This is a genomic window from Stenotrophomonas geniculata (assembly GCF_034508895.1).
In the GTDB taxonomy this organism is placed as follows: Bacteria; Pseudomonadota; Gammaproteobacteria; order Xanthomonadales; family Xanthomonadaceae; genus Stenotrophomonas; species Stenotrophomonas geniculata.
In genome coordinates, this window is sequence record NZ_CP140571.1 from 390,055 (window position 1) to 406,454 (window position 16,400).

General features: G+C 67.0%; 17 protein-coding genes. 8 read left to right on the forward strand and 9 right to left on the reverse strand.

Translation table 11 applies throughout. The features are described from left to right. Nucleotides 1-78 precede the first annotated feature (78 nt). From RI032_RS01950 to RI032_RS01975, 6 genes are all read right to left on the reverse strand, one after another. Nucleotides 79-714, reverse strand: a complete 636-nt coding sequence (locus tag RI032_RS01950) for a glutathione S-transferase N-terminal domain-containing protein (RefSeq protein WP_005408842.1) — start codon at nucleotides 712-714, stop codon at nucleotides 79-81. A 134-nt stretch (nucleotides 715-848) separates the two neighbouring features. Beyond that, a complete protein-coding gene (locus RI032_RS01955; RefSeq protein ID WP_043400455.1) occupies nucleotides 849-1,598 on the reverse strand; it encodes a cytochrome c1 in 750 nt (249 codons plus the stop codon). Then, nucleotides 1,591-2,850, reverse strand: a complete 1,260-nt coding sequence (locus RI032_RS01960; RefSeq protein WP_019337153.1) for a cytochrome b — start codon at nucleotides 2,848-2,850, stop codon at nucleotides 1,591-1,593. Before RI032_RS01960 ends, RI032_RS01955 begins: the two co-directional genes overlap by 8 nt. Then, nucleotides 2,850-3,470, reverse strand: a complete 621-nt coding sequence (gene petA, locus RI032_RS01965) for a ubiquinol-cytochrome c reductase iron-sulfur subunit (RefSeq protein WP_010486121.1) — start codon at nucleotides 3,468-3,470, stop codon at nucleotides 2,850-2,852. The genes RI032_RS01960 and petA overlap by 1 nt, the downstream gene beginning before the upstream one ends. A gap of 201 nt (nucleotides 3,471-3,671) precedes the next feature. Then, nucleotides 3,672-4,598, reverse strand: coding sequence for a lytic transglycosylase domain-containing protein (locus RI032_RS01970; RefSeq protein WP_019337152.1), 927 nt, complete (start codon nucleotides 4,596-4,598; stop codon nucleotides 3,672-3,674). A 46-nt stretch (nucleotides 4,599-4,644) separates the two neighbouring features. Then, a complete protein-coding gene (locus RI032_RS01975; protein WP_010486125.1) occupies nucleotides 4,645-5,613 on the reverse strand; it encodes a helix-turn-helix transcriptional regulator in 969 nt (322 codons plus the stop codon). Between the two features lie 80 nt (nucleotides 5,614-5,693). Between RI032_RS01975 and RI032_RS01980 the strand changes: the two genes are divergently transcribed. Together RI032_RS01980 and miaB are read left to right on the forward strand one after the other, a co-directional pair. Next, nucleotides 5,694-6,314, forward strand: a complete 621-nt coding sequence (locus tag RI032_RS01980; RefSeq protein ID WP_010486127.1) for a glutathione S-transferase family protein — start codon at nucleotides 5,694-5,696, stop codon at nucleotides 6,312-6,314. A gap of 188 nt (nucleotides 6,315-6,502) precedes the next feature. Continuing rightward, a complete protein-coding gene (gene miaB, locus RI032_RS01985; RefSeq protein ID WP_010486129.1) occupies nucleotides 6,503-7,921 on the forward strand; it encodes a tRNA (N6-isopentenyl adenosine(37)-C2)-methylthiotransferase MiaB in 1,419 nt (472 codons plus the stop codon). Between the two features lie 79 nt (nucleotides 7,922-8,000). Here the strand turns inward: miaB and RI032_RS01990 are convergent, their stop codons facing one another. Genes RI032_RS01990 through RI032_RS02000 form a run of 3 tightly spaced genes read right to left on the reverse strand, consistent with a single transcriptional unit; the run spans nucleotide 8,001 to nucleotide 11,010 of the window. Further along, on the reverse strand, nucleotides 8,001-9,113 hold the full coding sequence (locus RI032_RS01990; RefSeq protein WP_049412557.1) for an ABC transporter permease: 1,113 nt from the start codon (nucleotides 9,111-9,113) through the stop codon (nucleotides 8,001-8,003). Continuing rightward, nucleotides 9,110-10,033 carry an ABC transporter ATP-binding protein gene (locus RI032_RS01995; protein ID WP_322547778.1) on the reverse strand — a complete coding sequence of 308 codons (924 nt, stop codon included), beginning with the start codon at nucleotides 10,031-10,033 and terminating at the stop codon, nucleotides 9,110-9,112. Before RI032_RS01995 ends, RI032_RS01990 begins: the two co-directional genes overlap by 4 nt. Before the next feature lie 20 nt (nucleotides 10,034-10,053). Then, nucleotides 10,054-11,010 (reverse strand): HlyD family secretion protein, encoded by a 957-nt coding sequence (locus RI032_RS02000; protein WP_322547779.1) that lies wholly within the window; start codon nucleotides 11,008-11,010, stop codon nucleotides 10,054-10,056. A 482-nt stretch (nucleotides 11,011-11,492) separates the two neighbouring features. Between RI032_RS02000 and RI032_RS02005 the strand changes: the two genes are divergently transcribed. The 6 genes from RI032_RS02005 (at nucleotide 11,493) to RI032_RS02030 (ending at nucleotide 16,394) form a co-directional block, all read left to right on the forward strand. Further along, nucleotides 11,493-12,479 (forward strand): PhoH family protein, encoded by a 987-nt coding sequence (locus RI032_RS02005; protein ID WP_322547780.1) that lies wholly within the window; start codon nucleotides 11,493-11,495, stop codon nucleotides 12,477-12,479. After that, nucleotides 12,476-12,961, forward strand: a complete 486-nt coding sequence (gene ybeY / locus RI032_RS02010; protein ID WP_005408831.1) for an rRNA maturation RNase YbeY — start codon at nucleotides 12,476-12,478, stop codon at nucleotides 12,959-12,961. The genes RI032_RS02005 and ybeY overlap by 4 nt, the downstream gene beginning before the upstream one ends. A 41-nt stretch (nucleotides 12,962-13,002) precedes the next feature. Then, a complete protein-coding gene (locus RI032_RS02015; protein WP_049412551.1) occupies nucleotides 13,003-13,611 on the forward strand; it encodes a hypothetical protein in 609 nt (202 codons plus the stop codon). Continuing rightward, complete coding sequence (locus tag RI032_RS02020) at nucleotides 13,611-14,198, forward strand: hypothetical protein (RefSeq protein ID WP_019337146.1); 588 nt, start codon at nucleotides 13,611-13,613, stop codon at nucleotides 14,196-14,198. Before RI032_RS02015 ends, RI032_RS02020 begins: the two co-directional genes overlap by 1 nt. Before the next feature lie 64 nt (nucleotides 14,199-14,262). Next, nucleotides 14,263-15,144: a CorC family transporter gene (locus tag RI032_RS02025; protein WP_005408827.1), complete on the forward strand. Its 882-nt coding sequence runs from the start codon at nucleotides 14,263-14,265 to the stop codon at nucleotides 15,142-15,144. Next, complete coding sequence (locus tag RI032_RS02030; RefSeq protein WP_322547781.1) at nucleotides 15,141-16,394, forward strand: lipoprotein N-acyltransferase Lnb domain-containing protein; 1,254 nt, start codon at nucleotides 15,141-15,143, stop codon at nucleotides 16,392-16,394. Before RI032_RS02025 ends, RI032_RS02030 begins: the two co-directional genes overlap by 4 nt. The last annotated feature ends 6 nt before the right edge of the window (nucleotides 16,395-16,400 follow it).

Genomic DNA, 16,400 nt, shown 5'->3' on the forward strand with positions numbered 1-16,400 from the left:
AGTGTACGCGCCCGGCGCCCTGCCGGGGCGGATCGCCTGCACGCCGGTCGGCGTGCAGACGGGTAACGCATGCCCGGATCAGACCGGCAGATCGCGCAGCTTCTTTTCCTGGTCGGTCAGACTGCGGACGAAACCGGGATGGCGGAAGATGCGGTTGCCGTAGTCTTCGATCGCCTTGCCGTCCTTCGGCAGCGGTACGTCCAGCGACTGCAGGCGCCAGATGATCGGCGCCATCGCGCAGTCGGCCAGGCTCATTTCCGGGTTGAGGAAGAACTTGCTGGCCTTGAACAGCGGCAGCGAGGCGGTCAGCAACTCCTTCAGGCGCTTGCGGCCGGCCTCGGCCTGGGTCTTGTTGCCCAGCTGGATGGCCTGCACCTGCGGCACCCAGTCGTGCTCGATGCGCAGCATGGCCAGGCGGATGCGCGCACGCGACAGCGGGTCGACCGGCATCAGCGGCGGATGCGGGTAGCGCTCGTCCAGGTACTCGCTGACCACCGACGCGGCGTAAAGCACCAGTTCGCGTTCGACCAGCGTCGGCACCGAGTGGTACGGATTGAGGTCGATCAGGTCTTCAGGCGGATTCTGTGGATCGACCGGAACGAAGTCGAAGGTCACACCCTTGGCCGCCAGGACCAGGCGTACGCGGTGGCACAGTACATCGTCGTTCGAGGAAAACAGCGTCAGTGTATTGCGCATGCGTACGCTCGCCGCCATCAAAGGCTCTCCCACGACAGGAGACCGCCTGCCGCATCGGCGCCGCCGGCACCGTGCCAGCGATCGACTCCTCCCCGAGTGTGCAACCGACCATCACAAAAGCCAATAGGCCCGTGCGATGGCCGGCGGCAGATTCAGTGAACGTCCTTCCAGTATTCCTTCTTCAACAGATACAGCAGGAAGGTCAGCAGGGCCAGGAACAGGATCACCCACACGCCCAGCTGCTGGCGCTTGAGCGCGGCCGGTTCGCCGGCATATTCGAGGAAGTTGGTGATGTCCCGCACGGCCTGGTCGTACTGCCCGGCATCGACCGAACCCGGCGTTTCAATCTTCAGGCCGGTCACCGGCGGGTCCATGCCCGGCGCTTCGGGCTTGCCATGCACGGCATGCTGCAGGCCCTGCATTTCCCACAGCGGGTTGGGCATGGACGCGTTGGCGAACAGCGCGTTGTTCCAGCCCAGCGGCCGGCTGCTGTCCAGGTAGAACGACTTGAGATAGGTGTAGACCCAGTCACTGCCTCGCACGCGCGAGATCAGGCTGAGGTCCGGCGGCATCTTGCCGAACCACTTCTCGGCATTCTCCTTGGACATCGCCACCGGGATCGGATCGCCGATCGCCGAGCCGGTGAAGTTGAGGTTGTTCATCACCTCCTCTTCGGTCAGGCCCAGGTCCTGCGCCATCCGCGAATAGCGCAGGTACTTCAGCGCGTGGCAGCCGGAGCAGTAGTTCATGTACAGCTGCGCGCCGCGCTGCAGCGAGGCGCGGTCACCGAGGTCGTTGCCGGCCTGCAGCAGCTTGGTGCCGCCTTCGGCGGCGGAGGCCAGGAAACTGCCCAGCATCAGGGCGGCCGTCAGGGCCAGCCGGACCATCCAGCGATCAGTCATGGGTGGTCACCCTCTCCGGTACCGGCTTGGTCCTGTCCAACCGTGTCCATAGCGGCATGGTGATGAAGAACGCGAAGTACAGGAAGGTCAGCACCCGCCCGATGTAGGTCTCGTGCACGTCGGTGCCCGGGCCGGAACCAATCACGCCCAGCCAGACGAAGCACACCGCCAGCACGCCCAGCATCACCTTCGAGATCCAGCCGCGGTAGCGCACCGACTTCACCCTGGCCTTGTCCAGCCACGGCACCAGGAACAGGATCGCAATGGCCGAGAACATCACCAGGACGCCGCCCAGCTTGTTCGGCACCACGCGCAACATCGCGTAGTAGGGCGTGTAGTACCAGACCGGCTTGATGTGCTCCGGGGTGACCAGGCGGTTGGCCTCGGTGAAGTTGTCGTGCTCCAGGAACAGGCCGCCGAAACCAGGCGCGAAGAAGATGATGAAGGCGGCGATGATCAGCAGGAAGCCGGCGCCGACACCATCCTTGAGCGTGTAGTACGGGTGGAACGGAATACCGTCGGCCGGAGCGTTCGGCGACCAGCGGTTGCCCTTCGGCCCCTTCTTGATCTCCACGCCGTCCGGGTTGTTCGACCCCACTTCGTGCAGCGCGCCCAGGTGCAGCACCACCAGCAGCAACAGCACCAGCGGCAGGGCGATGACGTGCAGTGCGAAGAAGCGGTTGAGCGTGGCGTCACTGGGCAGGTAGTCGCCCATGATCCACTCGGTCAGGCCGTTGCCGATCACCGGTATCGCACCGAACAGCGAGATGATCACCTTGGCGCCCCAGAACGACATCTGGCCCCACGGCAGCACGTAGCCCATGAACGCTTCGGCCATCAGCACCAGGTAGATCAGCATGCCCAGGATCCACACCAGCTCGCGCGGCTTCTGGTAGCTGCCGTACAGCAGGCCGCGGAACATGTGCAGGTAGACCACGATGAAGAACAGCGAGGCCCCGGTGGAGTGCATGTAGCGGATCAGCCAGCCCCACTCCACATCACGCATGATGTATTCAATGGAGCCGAACGCCTCGGCGGCGTTGGTCTTGTAGTGCATCGTCAGGAAGATGCCGGTGACGATCTGGTTGACTAGCACCAGCAGCGCCAGCGAACCGAAGTAGTACCAGATGTTGAAGTTCTTCGGCGCGTAGTACTCGCTGACGTGCTTGCGGTACACCGGCATCAGGCCCGGTGCGCGGGCATTGACCCAGTCGGCCACGCCACTGGCGGTACGGCTGAGGATATTGGCCATCAGGCAGCCCCCTGCGGATCGACACCGATGATGATGGTGTTGTCGTCCTGGTAGTGGTGCGCGGGCACCTTCAGGTTGATCGGCGCCGGCACGTCCTTGAAGACACGACCGGACATGTCGAAGCGCGACTTGTGGCAGGGGCAGAAGTAGCCGCCCTTCCACTGCGGGTCGTAGGGCTCAGGCCGGATCTCGGCGACCATTTCCGGCGAGCAGCCCAGGTGCGTGCACAGGCCGACCAGCACGGAAATATCCGGCTTGATCGAGCGCAGCTCGGGGTTCTGCTTCAGCACGTACTCCGGCTGCTGGTCCTTCTCGCCGGACTCGGGGTCCTTGAGACGGCCGTCCAGCCCGTGCAGCGCATCGAGGATCGCCTTGGACCGCTTGACGATCCAGATCGGCTGGCCACGCCATTCCACGATCAGGCGTTGGCCTTCCTGCAGGGCGCTGATGTCGGCCACCACCGGTGCGCCGGCAAGCTTGGCGCGGGCACTGGGGTTCCAGGATTTGATGAAAGGAACTGCGGTGAATCCGACGCCGACGGCGCCCACCACGGCTGTGGTGGCAGAAAGAAAACGCCGACGTCCGGTGTTGACTGGATCGTGTACCCCATCGTTGGCCATCCGGCACTCCGATATTGATTAGGTAGCTTTAAGGCTGCCAGCGGATCCGGTGGGGGCCAGAGCCGCATTGAATCACGGTTGAGTGTAGCGGAACCGTCGCGCGCCACACAACGCTCTTTGCAAGGAGTGCCGACCAACAGTCGGCACCTACCTGTTCAACGGTGTGCCGACTGACAGTCGGCACCCACCAGTCTGCGGTCCCTACTGGTGGCTCAGGGCGGTGCGGTAACGCTCGGCCAGCTGCCCGACCCGGCGCACGTAGTACTGGGTTTCGCTGTAGGGCGGTACGCCGCCATGGCGGTCGACCGCGCCTTCGCCAGCGTTGTAGCCGGCTGCGGCAAGGGTCAGGTCGCCATTGAAGCGCTTCAGCAACCACGCAAGATACTGCACGCCGCCGCGGATGTTCTGCCCGGCATCGTAGGAGTCACTGACCCCGAAGCGCGCGGCGGTTGGCGGCATCAGCTGCATCAGGCCCTGCGCACCGGCACGACTGAGCGCGGTCGGGTTGTAGGCCGACTCGGCATGGATGATGGCCCGCACCACCGCCTCTTCCACGCCGAACTCGCGCGCGGCCGAGGTGATCTCGGTCTGGAAGGCCGAGGTGTTCAGGCGCACGCTGCCGAAGTCCACGCGTGGATTGACCCCGCACGCGTAGCAGCGCTCCATGAAGCTGTAGCGGATGGTCCGCACCGGGCCGAGGTTGGCGACCTGGGTCGGGCGCGCACTGGTGTAGTGGCGCACGCCGTCCTTCATGAAGGAATAGACCTGACCGCTGACCATGCGCCCGGCACGCGAGGCGGCCGGCTGTGCCGGAGCAGCTGCGGGCGCGGATGCAGGTGCCGGCGCAACCGTTGCCGGCGCTGCGGCGCTGGCGGCAACGGCAACCGGGTTGCGTTCGATGCTGGCCACCGTGGTCGGCGCCGGCCTGGATGCGGCCACCACCGGGCGCGGCGCAGGACGGGTGTCGCGGCTGTAGCTGATGGTGCTGCAGCGCGCACCTGCCACCCGCTTGCTTACATAACTGGTGACGCCGTCAGGGCCCTGGCACTTGTACAGGGTGCCAGCGCTGGCCGGCGCAGCGGTCAGCGCAGCGATGATGATCGCCGTTGTCCCCAGTATCCCCTTCATGGCGGCGAGTGTCCCAGCTTCGCCGGGGCTTGCCAAGCGATGTGGCTCAGCCTGTGACCGGCGGCACGGCCAGCACCTGGCCCAGCCCGGCCAGGCGCTGGGCCAGTTCGTCGCGCAGGCCCGGCGGCGTGGTCCACAGCGCCACCGGCACGCGGTCCAGGCTGAGGATCTGCGCCAGCATCATGCCCCGGCTCTCGGCCCCCATGCGCAGCAGGCAGTGCTCGGCACCATCCGCCTCCAGCACCCCGCACCAGGGAGGAATGCGGCCTTCCAGCTCGGCGCGGCTGCCGGCCAGGCGGACGATGGCCTGCAACGCGAACGGGGCCTGGCTGACCGCCTGCCGCACCATCACGTCCGGGGGTGCCGGCGTGCGCCGATGCAGGCCGGGCTCGGTGCATTCGCGCACCGCGCCCATCCGGTCCACACGCAGGGTGCGCCAGTCCTGCCGGCCCAGATCCCAGGCCAACAGGTACCAGCGCCGGCCGTAATTGACCAGGTGCTGTGCCTCAACTTCGCGCTGGGTAACAGCCTCCTGCGCGCTGCGGTATTCGAAGGCCAGCCGTGACGCCTGCCGGCAGTACTGGGCCAGCCGTCCGAGCAGGCGTGCGTCGGTGGACGGAAGATCGGACAGGGTGGCCGTCGCTGCATGCACCTCGCCGGCCTGCTGGCGGCGACGGGTCGGCACCAGCGGGTCGAGCTTGGACAGCAGGCCACGCGCGGTGTCGTCGATGCCGGCGACGGTGGCCGAGGCCGCGCGCAGGGCGATGGCCAGGGTGGTTGCCTCCTCCTCGTCCAGCAGCATCGGCAGTACCGGTGCCCCGGCCCCCAGCTGATAGCCGCCCCCTACCCCGGCCGAGGCCTGCACCGGGTAGCCCAGCTCGCGCAGGCGCTCGATATCGCGGCGGATGCTGCGTCGGTCCACCCCCATGCGCTCGGCGAGCTCGGCCCCGGACCACTGGCGGCGGGCCTGCAACAGGGCGATCAGGCGCAGCAGTCGGTGGGCGGTATGGCGCATGAAGGATCGAGGACAGAAGTCGTCCGCAATAGTGCCCCAGGATGGCCTCCAGTTCACCACCCACCGCAAGGAGCAATGCCATGAATTCACGCCGGATCACCCTGTACCACGCCGCCCGTTCCCGCTCGAGCGGCGCCGTGGCCCTGCTCGAAGCGCTGGGTGCCGACTACCGCATGCAGGTGCTGGACCTGAAGGCCGGCGCCAACCTGGCCCCGGCCTACCTGGCCATCAACCCGATGGGCAAGGTGCCGGCCATCGTCCACAACGGCGCACTGGTAACCGAACAGGTGGCCATTTATCTGTACCTGGCCGACCTGTATCCGGAAGCCGGGCTGGCCCCGCCGATCGGCGACGCCCTGCGCGGGCCCTACCTGCGCTGGATGGCCTTCTATGGCGCCTGTTTCGAGCCGGCGATGATCGACAAGGCGATGCATCGCGAGCCGCCGCCGCGCCTGATGTCGCCGTACAACGACGCCGAGACCGTGCTGCAGGTGGTCGAGGCCCAGCTGGCGCAGGGCCCGTACCTGCTCGGCGAGACGATGAGCGCCGCCGATGTGCTGTGGGGCAATGCGCTGGCCTGGACCACCGCCTTTGGCCTCGTACAGCCGGCGCCGGCAACGGCCGACTACATCGCCCGGATGAGCGCGATGACCGCCTTCGACCGGTCGCGGCGGATCGATGCGGAGCTGGTGGCGGCGTAATCAGCGCCCCCTTGTAGAGCCGAGCCCACGCTCGGCTGCTCCTCCGCCTTGCACAAGGCAGCCGAGCGTGGGCTCGGCTCTACAGTGATGACCACGCCGGGCTTGGGCTTGGCCGCATGAACGCGGCGGCTGGCGCGGGATGCAGGTAGAATTGCCCGCTTTCCCGCCACCCGAATGGATTAAGCGCCATGACCGGGACGCCAGACGTCTTTCCGCCCGCCACGCCGGGCGGTACCCCGCTCGTTGCCCTGCCCGCTGGTCCGCGCAAGCCCGACCAGGTCAAGGGCAAGCTGTACATCAAGACCCACGGTTGCCAGATGAACGAGTACGACTCGGCCAAGATGGCCGACGTGCTTGCCGCCAGCGATGGCCTGGAACTGACCGATACCCCGGACGACGCTGACGTCATCCTGGTCAACACCTGCTCCATCCGCGAGAAGGCGCAGGAGAAGGTATTCAGCCAGCTGGGCGTGTGGAAGGGCCTGAAGAACAAGGGCCGCGAGGTCATCATCGGCGTCGGCGGCTGCGTCGCCTCGCAGGAAGGCGAAGCGATCATCAAGCGCGCGCCGTTCGTCGACCTGGTGTTCGGACCGCAGACCCTGCACCGCCTGCCGGAACTGATCCGCGCGCGGCGCGAACAGAAGCGCCCGCAGGTGGACATCAGCTTCCCCGAGATCGAGAAGTTCGACCGCCTGCCGGAGCCACGTGCCGATGGCGCCTCGGCGTTCGTGTCGATCATGGAAGGCTGCTCGAAGTACTGCTCGTTCTGCGTGGTGCCCTACACCCGCGGCACGGAGGTCAGCCGCCCGTTCGAGGACGTGGTGGTGGAAGTGGCCCAGCTGGCCGCGCAGGGCGTGCGCGAGATCAACCTGCTCGGCCAGAACGTCAACGCCTACCGTGGCCCGTATGGCGATGGTGAGTTCGCCGACCTGGGCCTGCTGATCCGCACCATCGCCGAGATCGATGGCGTTGGCCGCATCCGCTTCACCACCTCGCACCCGCTGGAGTTCAGCGATTCGCTGGTCGATGCGTTCCGCGACGTACCGCAGCTGGCCAACTTCCTGCACCTGCCGGTGCAGGCCGGCAGCGACCGCGTGCTGTCGGCGATGAAGCGCGGCTACACCGCACTGGAATTCAAGTCGAAGATCCGCAAGCTGCGCGCGGTGCGCCCGGACATCTCGATCAGCTCGGACTTCATCGTCGGCTTCCCCGGCGAGACCGATGCCGATTTCGAGAAGACCATGAAGCTGATCGAAGACATCGGCTTCGACCACAGCTTCTCCTTCATCTATTCGCGCCGCCCGGGCACGCCAGCGGCCGACCTGGAGGACACGATCAGCGATGCGGAGAAGCACGCGCGCCTGTCGCGCCTGCAGGAGCGCATCAATGCGCACGCGGCCAGCATCTCCCAGAAGATGGTGGGCACGGTGCAGACCGTGCTGGTGGAAGGTCCGTCGCGCAAGAATCCGAACGAGCTGACCGGCAAGACCGAGAACATGCGCTCGGTGAACTTCCCGGCGCCGGCACGGCTGATCGGCCAGTTCGTGGATGTGGTGATCACCGAAGCGCTGACCAATTCGCTGCGCGCGCGGGTGGTGGCGGAGTAAGGTCTGGGTGTGCCGACCAACGGTCGGCACCCACCGGAAATGATGCCGGCCAGCGGCCGGCACTACCGAATGACAGGCCTTAATCCAATCGCTTGCGGAAGCGCAGGATCGCCAGCGTCATCATCACCACGATGAAGGCCAGCAGCGCCAGCGCGTCGTGCCACAGCTCCCACAGCGAGGCGCCGCGCAGCATGATGCCGCGCACCAGCCGCAGGAAGTGGGTCAGCGGCAGCACTTCCGCCAGCCATTGCACCGGCCGCGGCATGCCCGCAAACGGGAACATGAAGCCCGACAGCAGGATCGACGGCAGGAACAGGAACAACGTCATCTGCATCGCCTGGAACTGCGAGCGCGCGCGCGTGGAAATCAGCAGGCCCAGTGCAAGGTTGGCCAGCACCAGCAGTACTGCGGCCAGGTAGATGTCCAGCAGGCTGCCGCGGATCGGCACCTGGAACAGCCAGGTGCCCAGCACCAGCACCAGCGTGGTCTGCAGCAGGCCAATCGCTGCATAAGGCAGCACCTTGCCCACCATCAGTTCGCTGCGCGACACCGGCGTGGCGATCAGCAGCTCCATGTTGCCGCGCTCGCGTTCGCGCACCACCGCCACGGCCGTGAACATCACCAGGGTCATGGTCAGGATCACCCCGATCAGGCCCGGCACGATGTTCACCGCCGAGCGCCGCTGCGGGTTGTAGAAGCTGGTCACGCTGATAGGACCACTGGCGATGCTGCCTTCGCGCAGGGGACGCGTGTTGCTGGTCGGACGCGTGTCCAGCGGCACCTGCGCCAGCTGGATCGCTGCGCTCTGCACCACGGTGTCGCTGCCATCGACCAGCACCTGCACTGCTTCGCGACCGTCGAAGCGGCGACGCTCGAAGTCGGCCGGCACCACGATGCCGACACTGATCTCGCCACGGCGCAGCGCCTGCATCAGCTGGTCGGGCGTGTACGCCTCGCTGCGCGGCGTGATCACGCCGGTGGCGACCATGTCCTGCACCAGCGCGCGCGAGGCGGCACTGTTGGCCTGATCGGCGACACCGGCGTCGAGGTGACGCAGGTTGAGATTGATCGCATAGCCGAACAGCAGCAGCTGCATCACCGGAATGCCGACGATCATCGCCAGCGTGATGCGGTCGCGCCGTAGCTGCCGCAGTTCCTTGAGCATGATCGCCCACAGCCTGCGCAGGTTCATTCCGCCGGCTCCCGGCCACGACCACGGGTGGCGGCCACGAACACGTCTTCCAGGTTCGGTGCCACCTTCTCGATGCTGGCCTGCGGGTCAGCAAGGGCCAGCGCACGGCCCAGCACTGCGATGTCCGCCGCTCCCTCATTGCACAGCACGCGCAGATGGGTGCCGATCTGCGCCACGCTGAGCACGCCGGGCAGATCGGCCAGTGCGCGGCTGGCCAGGCGCGGCTGCGACGCGGTGACCTGCAGCGTGCGCCCTTCCAGCCGTGCGCACAGCTCGGCCGGGGTGCCGTCGGCCACCAGCGCGCCACGATCAAGGATCGCCAGGCGGTGGCAGCGCTCGGCCTCGTCCATGTAGTGGGTCGAGACCAGCACGGTGGTGCCCGCATCGGCCAGTTCGAACAGGGCCTCCCAGAAATCGCGGCGCGATTCCGGATCGACTGCGCTGGTCGGCTCGTCCAGGAACAGCAGCTCCGGAGCGTGCACGACGGCGCCGGCCAGCGCCAGGCGCTGCTTCTGGCCACCACTGAGGGTGCCGGCCAGCTGCGGCTGCCTGTCCAGAAGACGATACTGCTGCAGCAGTTCGTCGACCCGCCGCCGGGCCTGCGCGCGTGGCAGATCCTGGATGGCGGCGAGGAATTCCAGGTTCTCGCGTACCGAAAGATCTTCATACAACGAGAAGCGCTGGGTCATGTAGCCGATGCGCCGGCGCAGTGCTTCGGCCTGCTCGGGAACCGCCAGGCCCAGCACCTCGATCTGCCCGGCACTCGGTTCCAGCAGGCCGCACAGCATGCGGATGGTGGTCGACTTGCCCGACCCGTTCGGCCCCAGGAAGCCATAGACCTGGCCACGCGGCACGGTCAGGTCGACATTGTCCACGGCCAGCAGATCGCCGAAGCGGCGGGTCAGGCCCTGCGCGTGCACCGCGATGTCCGCACCGGTGTTCAGAAGCGCACCTGTACCGGAAGGCCCGCTGGCAGCTTCTGCATGTCGCTGTTCCCGTCCACTTCGATCTCGGCCAGATAGCTCAGGCGCTCGACGTCATCACCGGTCAGTGCGTAGTACGGCGTGAACGACGGCTCACTGCGGATCGCACGCACGCGCCCCGTCAGCACCGTGCTGCCTCCATCCAGCTGTATCTGCGCGGCCTGTCCGACCTTGACCTGCAGGCGCAGCGGTTGCGGCAGGTAGACGCGTGCATAGGGGCGCTCGCCGACCAGCATCACCGCCAGCGGCGCGCCGACCGGCGCCTGGTCCCCCTGCCGGTAAGGCAAGGCATCGACCACGCCGTCGCGCGGTGCGCGCAGTTGCAGCTTCTGCAGGTTGACGCCCTGCACCACCTGCTGTGCCTGTGCGGCATCCGCGGCCGCCTGGCCCTGGGCGATATCCTGCACACGGCTGCCGTGCACCCGCTCCAGCCAGGCCTGCTCGGCAGCACGCGCGCTGGCCTCGGCATTGCCGGCAGCGGCGCGTGCACGATCCAGTTCAGCGGCGGCAATCAGGCGCTGCTGTGCCAACGGCTGGACACGTCGGTAATAGGCAGTTGCTTCGGCAGCCTGTGCGCGCAACGCGGCCAGTTGCGCCTGGGCCTGCGCGATCTGCTCCTGGCGTGGGCCGATCTGCAGTTCTTCCAGCTGGGCCTGCGCACGCGCCGCATCAGCCTGAGCCGCGGCGAACTGCGCGTCTCCCCGCGCCGGGTCCAGCTGCATCAGCACGGCCCCGGCCTTGACCTGCTGCCCCTCGCGCACCTCCACCGTGGCGATGACTTCGGCCGCCGGCGCCGGCACCGTGATCCGGTCCCATTCCAGCGTGCCCAGCGCAGTCGGCGTTGACTGCCCACACCCCGCCAGCAGGCCGATGCCCGCCAGTCCGATTCCACGCATCCCGTTGCCGATGCCCATGCCATCCCCTCCTGCGACGGCGACACGGTGCCATGTGCCCCGTGCACCCTCAATGATTCCGATCAGCCCTGACGGTTTTTTCACCACACGTGGGCAAGCCTTTTGCTGCAAGGCTCCGCACCACCTATCCACAGGTTGATTCGGCATCATTCCACAACCGCTGTGGAAATCCGCAGGGACGTGGCTTTGTTGCTCGCCCGGCAACGAAACCTGCACTGCCATCACGATGAATGACCCCGTACAGGCCACCCGTGGCAGTGCTGCCGCAGCGACGAACGGCCATGACGCTTTTTTCACCAGGACCTCATGGGCCTTGTGGCACAAGCATCGCAGAGGTCTATCCACAGGTTTCCGCGTGCCCCGTCCACACCGGGTGTGGAAAACGCTGTATCGACCGTCTGCTGGCCGTGTGCCCCGCACGCGCGCTACCCTTGTCCTCCCTGAATACACTGCGGTGGAAGGCGTCGGCCCCACCCCAAGCAATGAAAAGCATCGATCATCGAGACTTCACCCTGTCGCCGGAAGACAACGAGCGACTGGCCAACCTGTGCGGCCCCTTCGACGGGCACCTGCGCCAGATCGAGCTGAAGCTCGGCGTGGAGATCGCAAATCGTGGCTTCGTGTTCCGCATCAGCGGGCCCAAAGAAGCCATCGTCGAGGCGCAGAAGCTGGTTGAAGCGCTGTACGCCGAAGCCGGCGAAACCACCTTCGACAACCACGCCATCCACCTGCGCCTGGCGCAGGCCAATGTCGAGCAGATCGCCGAGCGCTCCTATGAAGCGCAGGACGTGGCGATCAAGGTCAAGCGCGGCACGGTGCGCGGCCGCGGCGCAAACCAGGGCCGCTACCTGCACCAGATCGCCACCCACGACATCAACTTCGGCATCGGCCCGGCCGGTACCGGCAAGACCTTCCTGGCCGTGGCCAGCGCGGTCGAAGCACTGAATGAATCGCGGGTGCAGCGCCTGATCCTGGTGCGCCCGGCGGTGGAGGCCGGCGAGAAGCTGGGCTTCCTGCCCGGCGACCTGAGCCAGAAGGTCGATCCGTACCTGCGACCGCTGTACGACGCCCTGTACGAGATGATGGGCGTGGAGAAGGTGGTCAAGCTGCTGGAGAAGAACGTCATCGAGATCGCACCGCTGGCCTACATGCGCGGCCGCACGCTCAACGATGCGTTCGTGATCCTGGACGAAGCACAGAACACCACCATCGAGCAGATGAAGATGTTCCTGACCCGCCTGGGTTACGGCTCCACTGCGGTGGTCACCGGTGACCTGACCCAGACCGACCTGCCCAAGCATGTGAAGTCCGGCCTGCGCGACGCCATCGACGTGCTGCGTGAGGTCGATGGCGTGAGCTTCACCTTCTTCGAATCCCGTGACGTGGTCCGCCACCCGCTGGTCGCACGCATTGTCAGCGCCTACGACCGCCGCGACCTGCATCAGATCCAACCTGGAGCAACTCCATGACCCGTGGTCCCGTGCGACTGGACGTCGCCGTCAGTTATGCCCTGCCGCGTGCAGGCCTGCCGGCGGCAGTGAGCTTCCGCAAGTGGGTGGCCGCCGCGTTGAAGGGCCGCATCCGCGAGGCCGATCTGGCCATCCGCGTGGTCGATGCCAAGGAAGGACAGTCGTTGAACCGCCACTACCGCGGCAAGGACTACGCCACCAACGTGCTCAGCTTCCCGGCCGAAGTACCCGAAGGCCTGCCCAAGGGCGTCAAGTTCCCGCTGCTCGGTGACCTGGTGATCTGTGCACCGGTCGTGGCACGCGAGGCCGACGAACAGGGCAAGGCGCTCAATGCCCACTACGCGCACCTGACCGTGCACGGCGTGCTGCACCTGCTCGGCTGGGACCACGAGGACGACAAGGAAGCCGAGGCGATGGAGCAGCTGGAACGGGAGATCCTGGCCGAGCTGGGCATCGACGACCCATACGCGGGCGAGCGCTGAGCGGGCCACCGCCCGTCGCCACGACTACAAGGGGATCAAGGATGACTCCGGGAAACAGCTTCACGACGTTTGCGATGAGCGCGGGCCTGTTCGCCGGCCTGCTGATGCTGGGCGCGTACACCGTGCGTCGCCTCAGCGCTCGTGAACCCGCCGGCAGGCACTGGCTGCTGCGCAGCCTCGCCCTGCTCTCGCCTTTGTGCCTGCTGGCCGGGCTGGCGACCGGCATGATCGGCCCCCACCTCACGGGTAGAGCGGAACCCGCCCACCTGCCCGGGCTGTGGGAAACGTCGATGGTGCTGATACTGGTCGGTGCCCTGACCCTGCCGGTGCTGTGGCGAACGCTGCTGCAGCAGCGGCTTGGCAGGCCGGTCAACGCACTCCCGTTCTTCCATGCCAGCCGCACCTCGTTGCTGGTGCTGTTCGTGCTGGCCGTGATCTACATGAAAGTGGCCAGGACAGCCGCATCGGAACTGATGCCCTGGCTGACCAGCCCGGGCCTGTGGCCGGCGGTGGCGCGCATCGCGGGGCAATCGATGCAGATCGCCATGCTTGCGGTCGTGCTGACCCTCTCACTGATGGTCGCGCGGCGGGCGATGACGGGATTCCTGCGCCTTCTCACCGGGCTGTTCAGGCGCTCACCGGAGCTATGATGGCGGCCCTTCGCCTGCGGAAACCGCCCGTGTCACTGCGCTGCTGCCTGCCTTTGCTGTGTGCCCTTGCGGTCCCAGCCGCCTTCGCTTCCAGCCTGGACCTGCCGGCGCTGATCGAATGCCGCCAGGGCGTGGCCGATCAGGCCGCGCTGGCGCCGTTGCTGGCCGACCCGCTGAAGGCCGTGGCCCAGGGCCTGCAGCCGCTGCCACAGGGCAACCAGTTCATGAGTGAGTTCCGCCTGGCCCAACCGATCAGCGTGTTCGGCATGAGCACCGAGCGGGTGGCCGTGGCCGGCGCCAGCATCATGGCGGTGCTCGACCAGGCCGACCCACGCCCGCTGGCCAAGCGCCTGGCGCTGGAGACCGGCTACGACCAGGACGGCAAGTTCATGGCCGGCCGCGAGCTGGTCAGCCGCGACGTGACCGACCCGAAAACCGGCGAGGCCCAGATCGAGTCGATCATCCTCAGCGTCTCCACCGTGGCCTCCCACCCGGGCAAGACCCTGGCCGGCTGCACCTACAGCCTGGACCTGCCCGAGGAGGAGCCGGCCCCGGCCGCCCCTGCCCCGGCCACCGGCAGTCACTGACAGGCCGTCACATCCTGCTAGACTTGGGCCAACGCCCGGCCTGCCGGGTGCCTTTTTTCCAGAGATGTCAGAAGACGACAGTAGTAGCTCCCCTGCGGAGCACAGTGAAAAGAAGCGCGGCTGGCTTGAACGCCTGACCTCCGCCTTCTCCGGCGAACCCCATACCCGCGACGAGCTGGTCGCTGTCCTGCACACCGCGCAGGAAGAGGGTCTGATCGCCGCCGATACCCTGAAGATGATGGAAGGCGCCATTTCGGTCGCCGAGCTGACCGTGGGCGACGTGATGATTTCGCGCTCGCAGATGGTCTCGCTGCCGGTTGAGGCGCCCTTCCTGGAACTGATGAAGCAGGTGGTCGAATCCGGTCATTCACGCTTCCCGGTGCACGGCGAGAACAAGGACGACATCCTTGGCATCCTGCTGGCCAAGGACCTGCTGCGCGGCGTGGTTGCCGACAACGGCCCGGCCAACGTGCGCGAGCTGCTGCGCCCAGCGGTGCTGATCCCGGAGGCGAAGAAGCTCAATGTGCTGCTGAAGGAGTTCCGCCTGTCGCGCAACCACATGGCCATCGTGGTGGACGAGTACGGCGGTGTCGCCGGCCTGGTCACCATCGAGGACGTGCTGGAACAGATCGTCGGCGAGATCGACGACGAGCATGACGAAGCTGAAGATCCCTCGGCGCAGATCGCGATCCAGTCCGACGGCCAGTACGTGGTCGACGCGCTGACCCCGATCGGCGACTTCAACGAGCGATTCGGCGCGACGTTCTCCGACGAGGACTACGACACCATCGGTGGCCTGGTCACCGAGGCCGTGGGCCATCTGCCGGAAGTCGGTGACGAGCTGGCGCTGGACCGTTTCATGTTCCGCGTGGCCCGCGCCGACGCGCGCCGGGTACAGGCCTTCCACGTGACCGTGCTGCCGCCGGACGCGCAGGACGACGCTTGAAGCGCCGCGGCCTGATCCTCATGGTGTGGCTGGCACTGTGCGTGCTGGCCATGGCCCTGCCGCTGGCCGCGTTCGCGCAGCCGGCGGCGGCCCCGCCTGCCGCTACGGCGCTCGCCAGTACTGAAGCCCCCGCCCCGCGCATCGGCGTGGTCACCATGCAGCCGGGCACGGTGTTCTTCGAACGCTTCGGCCACGACGCCATCGTGGTGCTTGATCCGGTCAGCGGTGAGGCGACCTCGTACAACTTCGGCTACTTCGACCCGTCCGAGGACGATTTCATCAGCCGCTTCGCACGCGGCGACATGATGTATTACCTGGTGGCGCTACCGCTGCAGCAGGATCTGTCCTACTACGACGAGACCGGCCGTGGCGCCAGCGTGCAGTGGCTGGACCTGCGCCCCGACCAGGCACGTGCGCTCGCTGCCGATCTGGCCGAACGGGCCAAGCCGGAAAACGCGCGTTACCACTACGACTACTACACCGCCAACTGCGCCACGATGGTGCGCGACACGGTGGACAAGGCACTCGGCGGCGGCCTGCAGTCGCAGCTGTCGGGGCGCTCACGCGGCAACACCTACCGCAGTGAATCGGTGCGCCTGGCCTCGCCGGCACCCTGGATGTGGCTGGGCTTCGATGTAGGCCTGGGGCCGTTCGCCGACCAGCCGCTGTCGCGCTGGCAGGAAGCCTTCGTACCGATGCGCCTGGCCGATGCGCTGCGCCAGGCACGTAACAGCGATGGCCGTCCGCTGGTGAAGTCCGAACAGCAACTGCTGCCGCACCGTATCGATCCGGAGCCGAAGGAATCCGCGCGCCGCTGGTGGCCGTGGCTGCTGTGCGGCCTGGTGATTGCCGCCGGCGTGCTGGCGCTGCGCCGCCGTCCGCGCCTGCTGGCCGGGCTGGCGCTGCCGTTCTGGCTGCTGTGTGCCCTGTTCGGCGGCGTGCTGGTGTTCCTGTGGGGCTTCAGCATCCACTACGCCGCGTGGGCCAATCGCAACCTGCTGTTGCTTTCGCCGCTGGCGGTGCTGCTGCTGCCCGGGGCGATCAGCCTGCTGCGCCGGCGCGTGCCGGGCCGCATGTTCAGGATCGTACTGTGGCTGCTGGCGGTACAGGCGGTGGCCGCGCTGGTGCTGCACTGGCTGAGCCTGCAGGCGCAGTACAACGTGCAGTGGATCGTGCTGCTGCTGCCCGTCCACGTCACGCTGGCATGGGTGCTGGGGCGTACTCCTCACTTGTCCAAAACACAGCCCTGACGCACG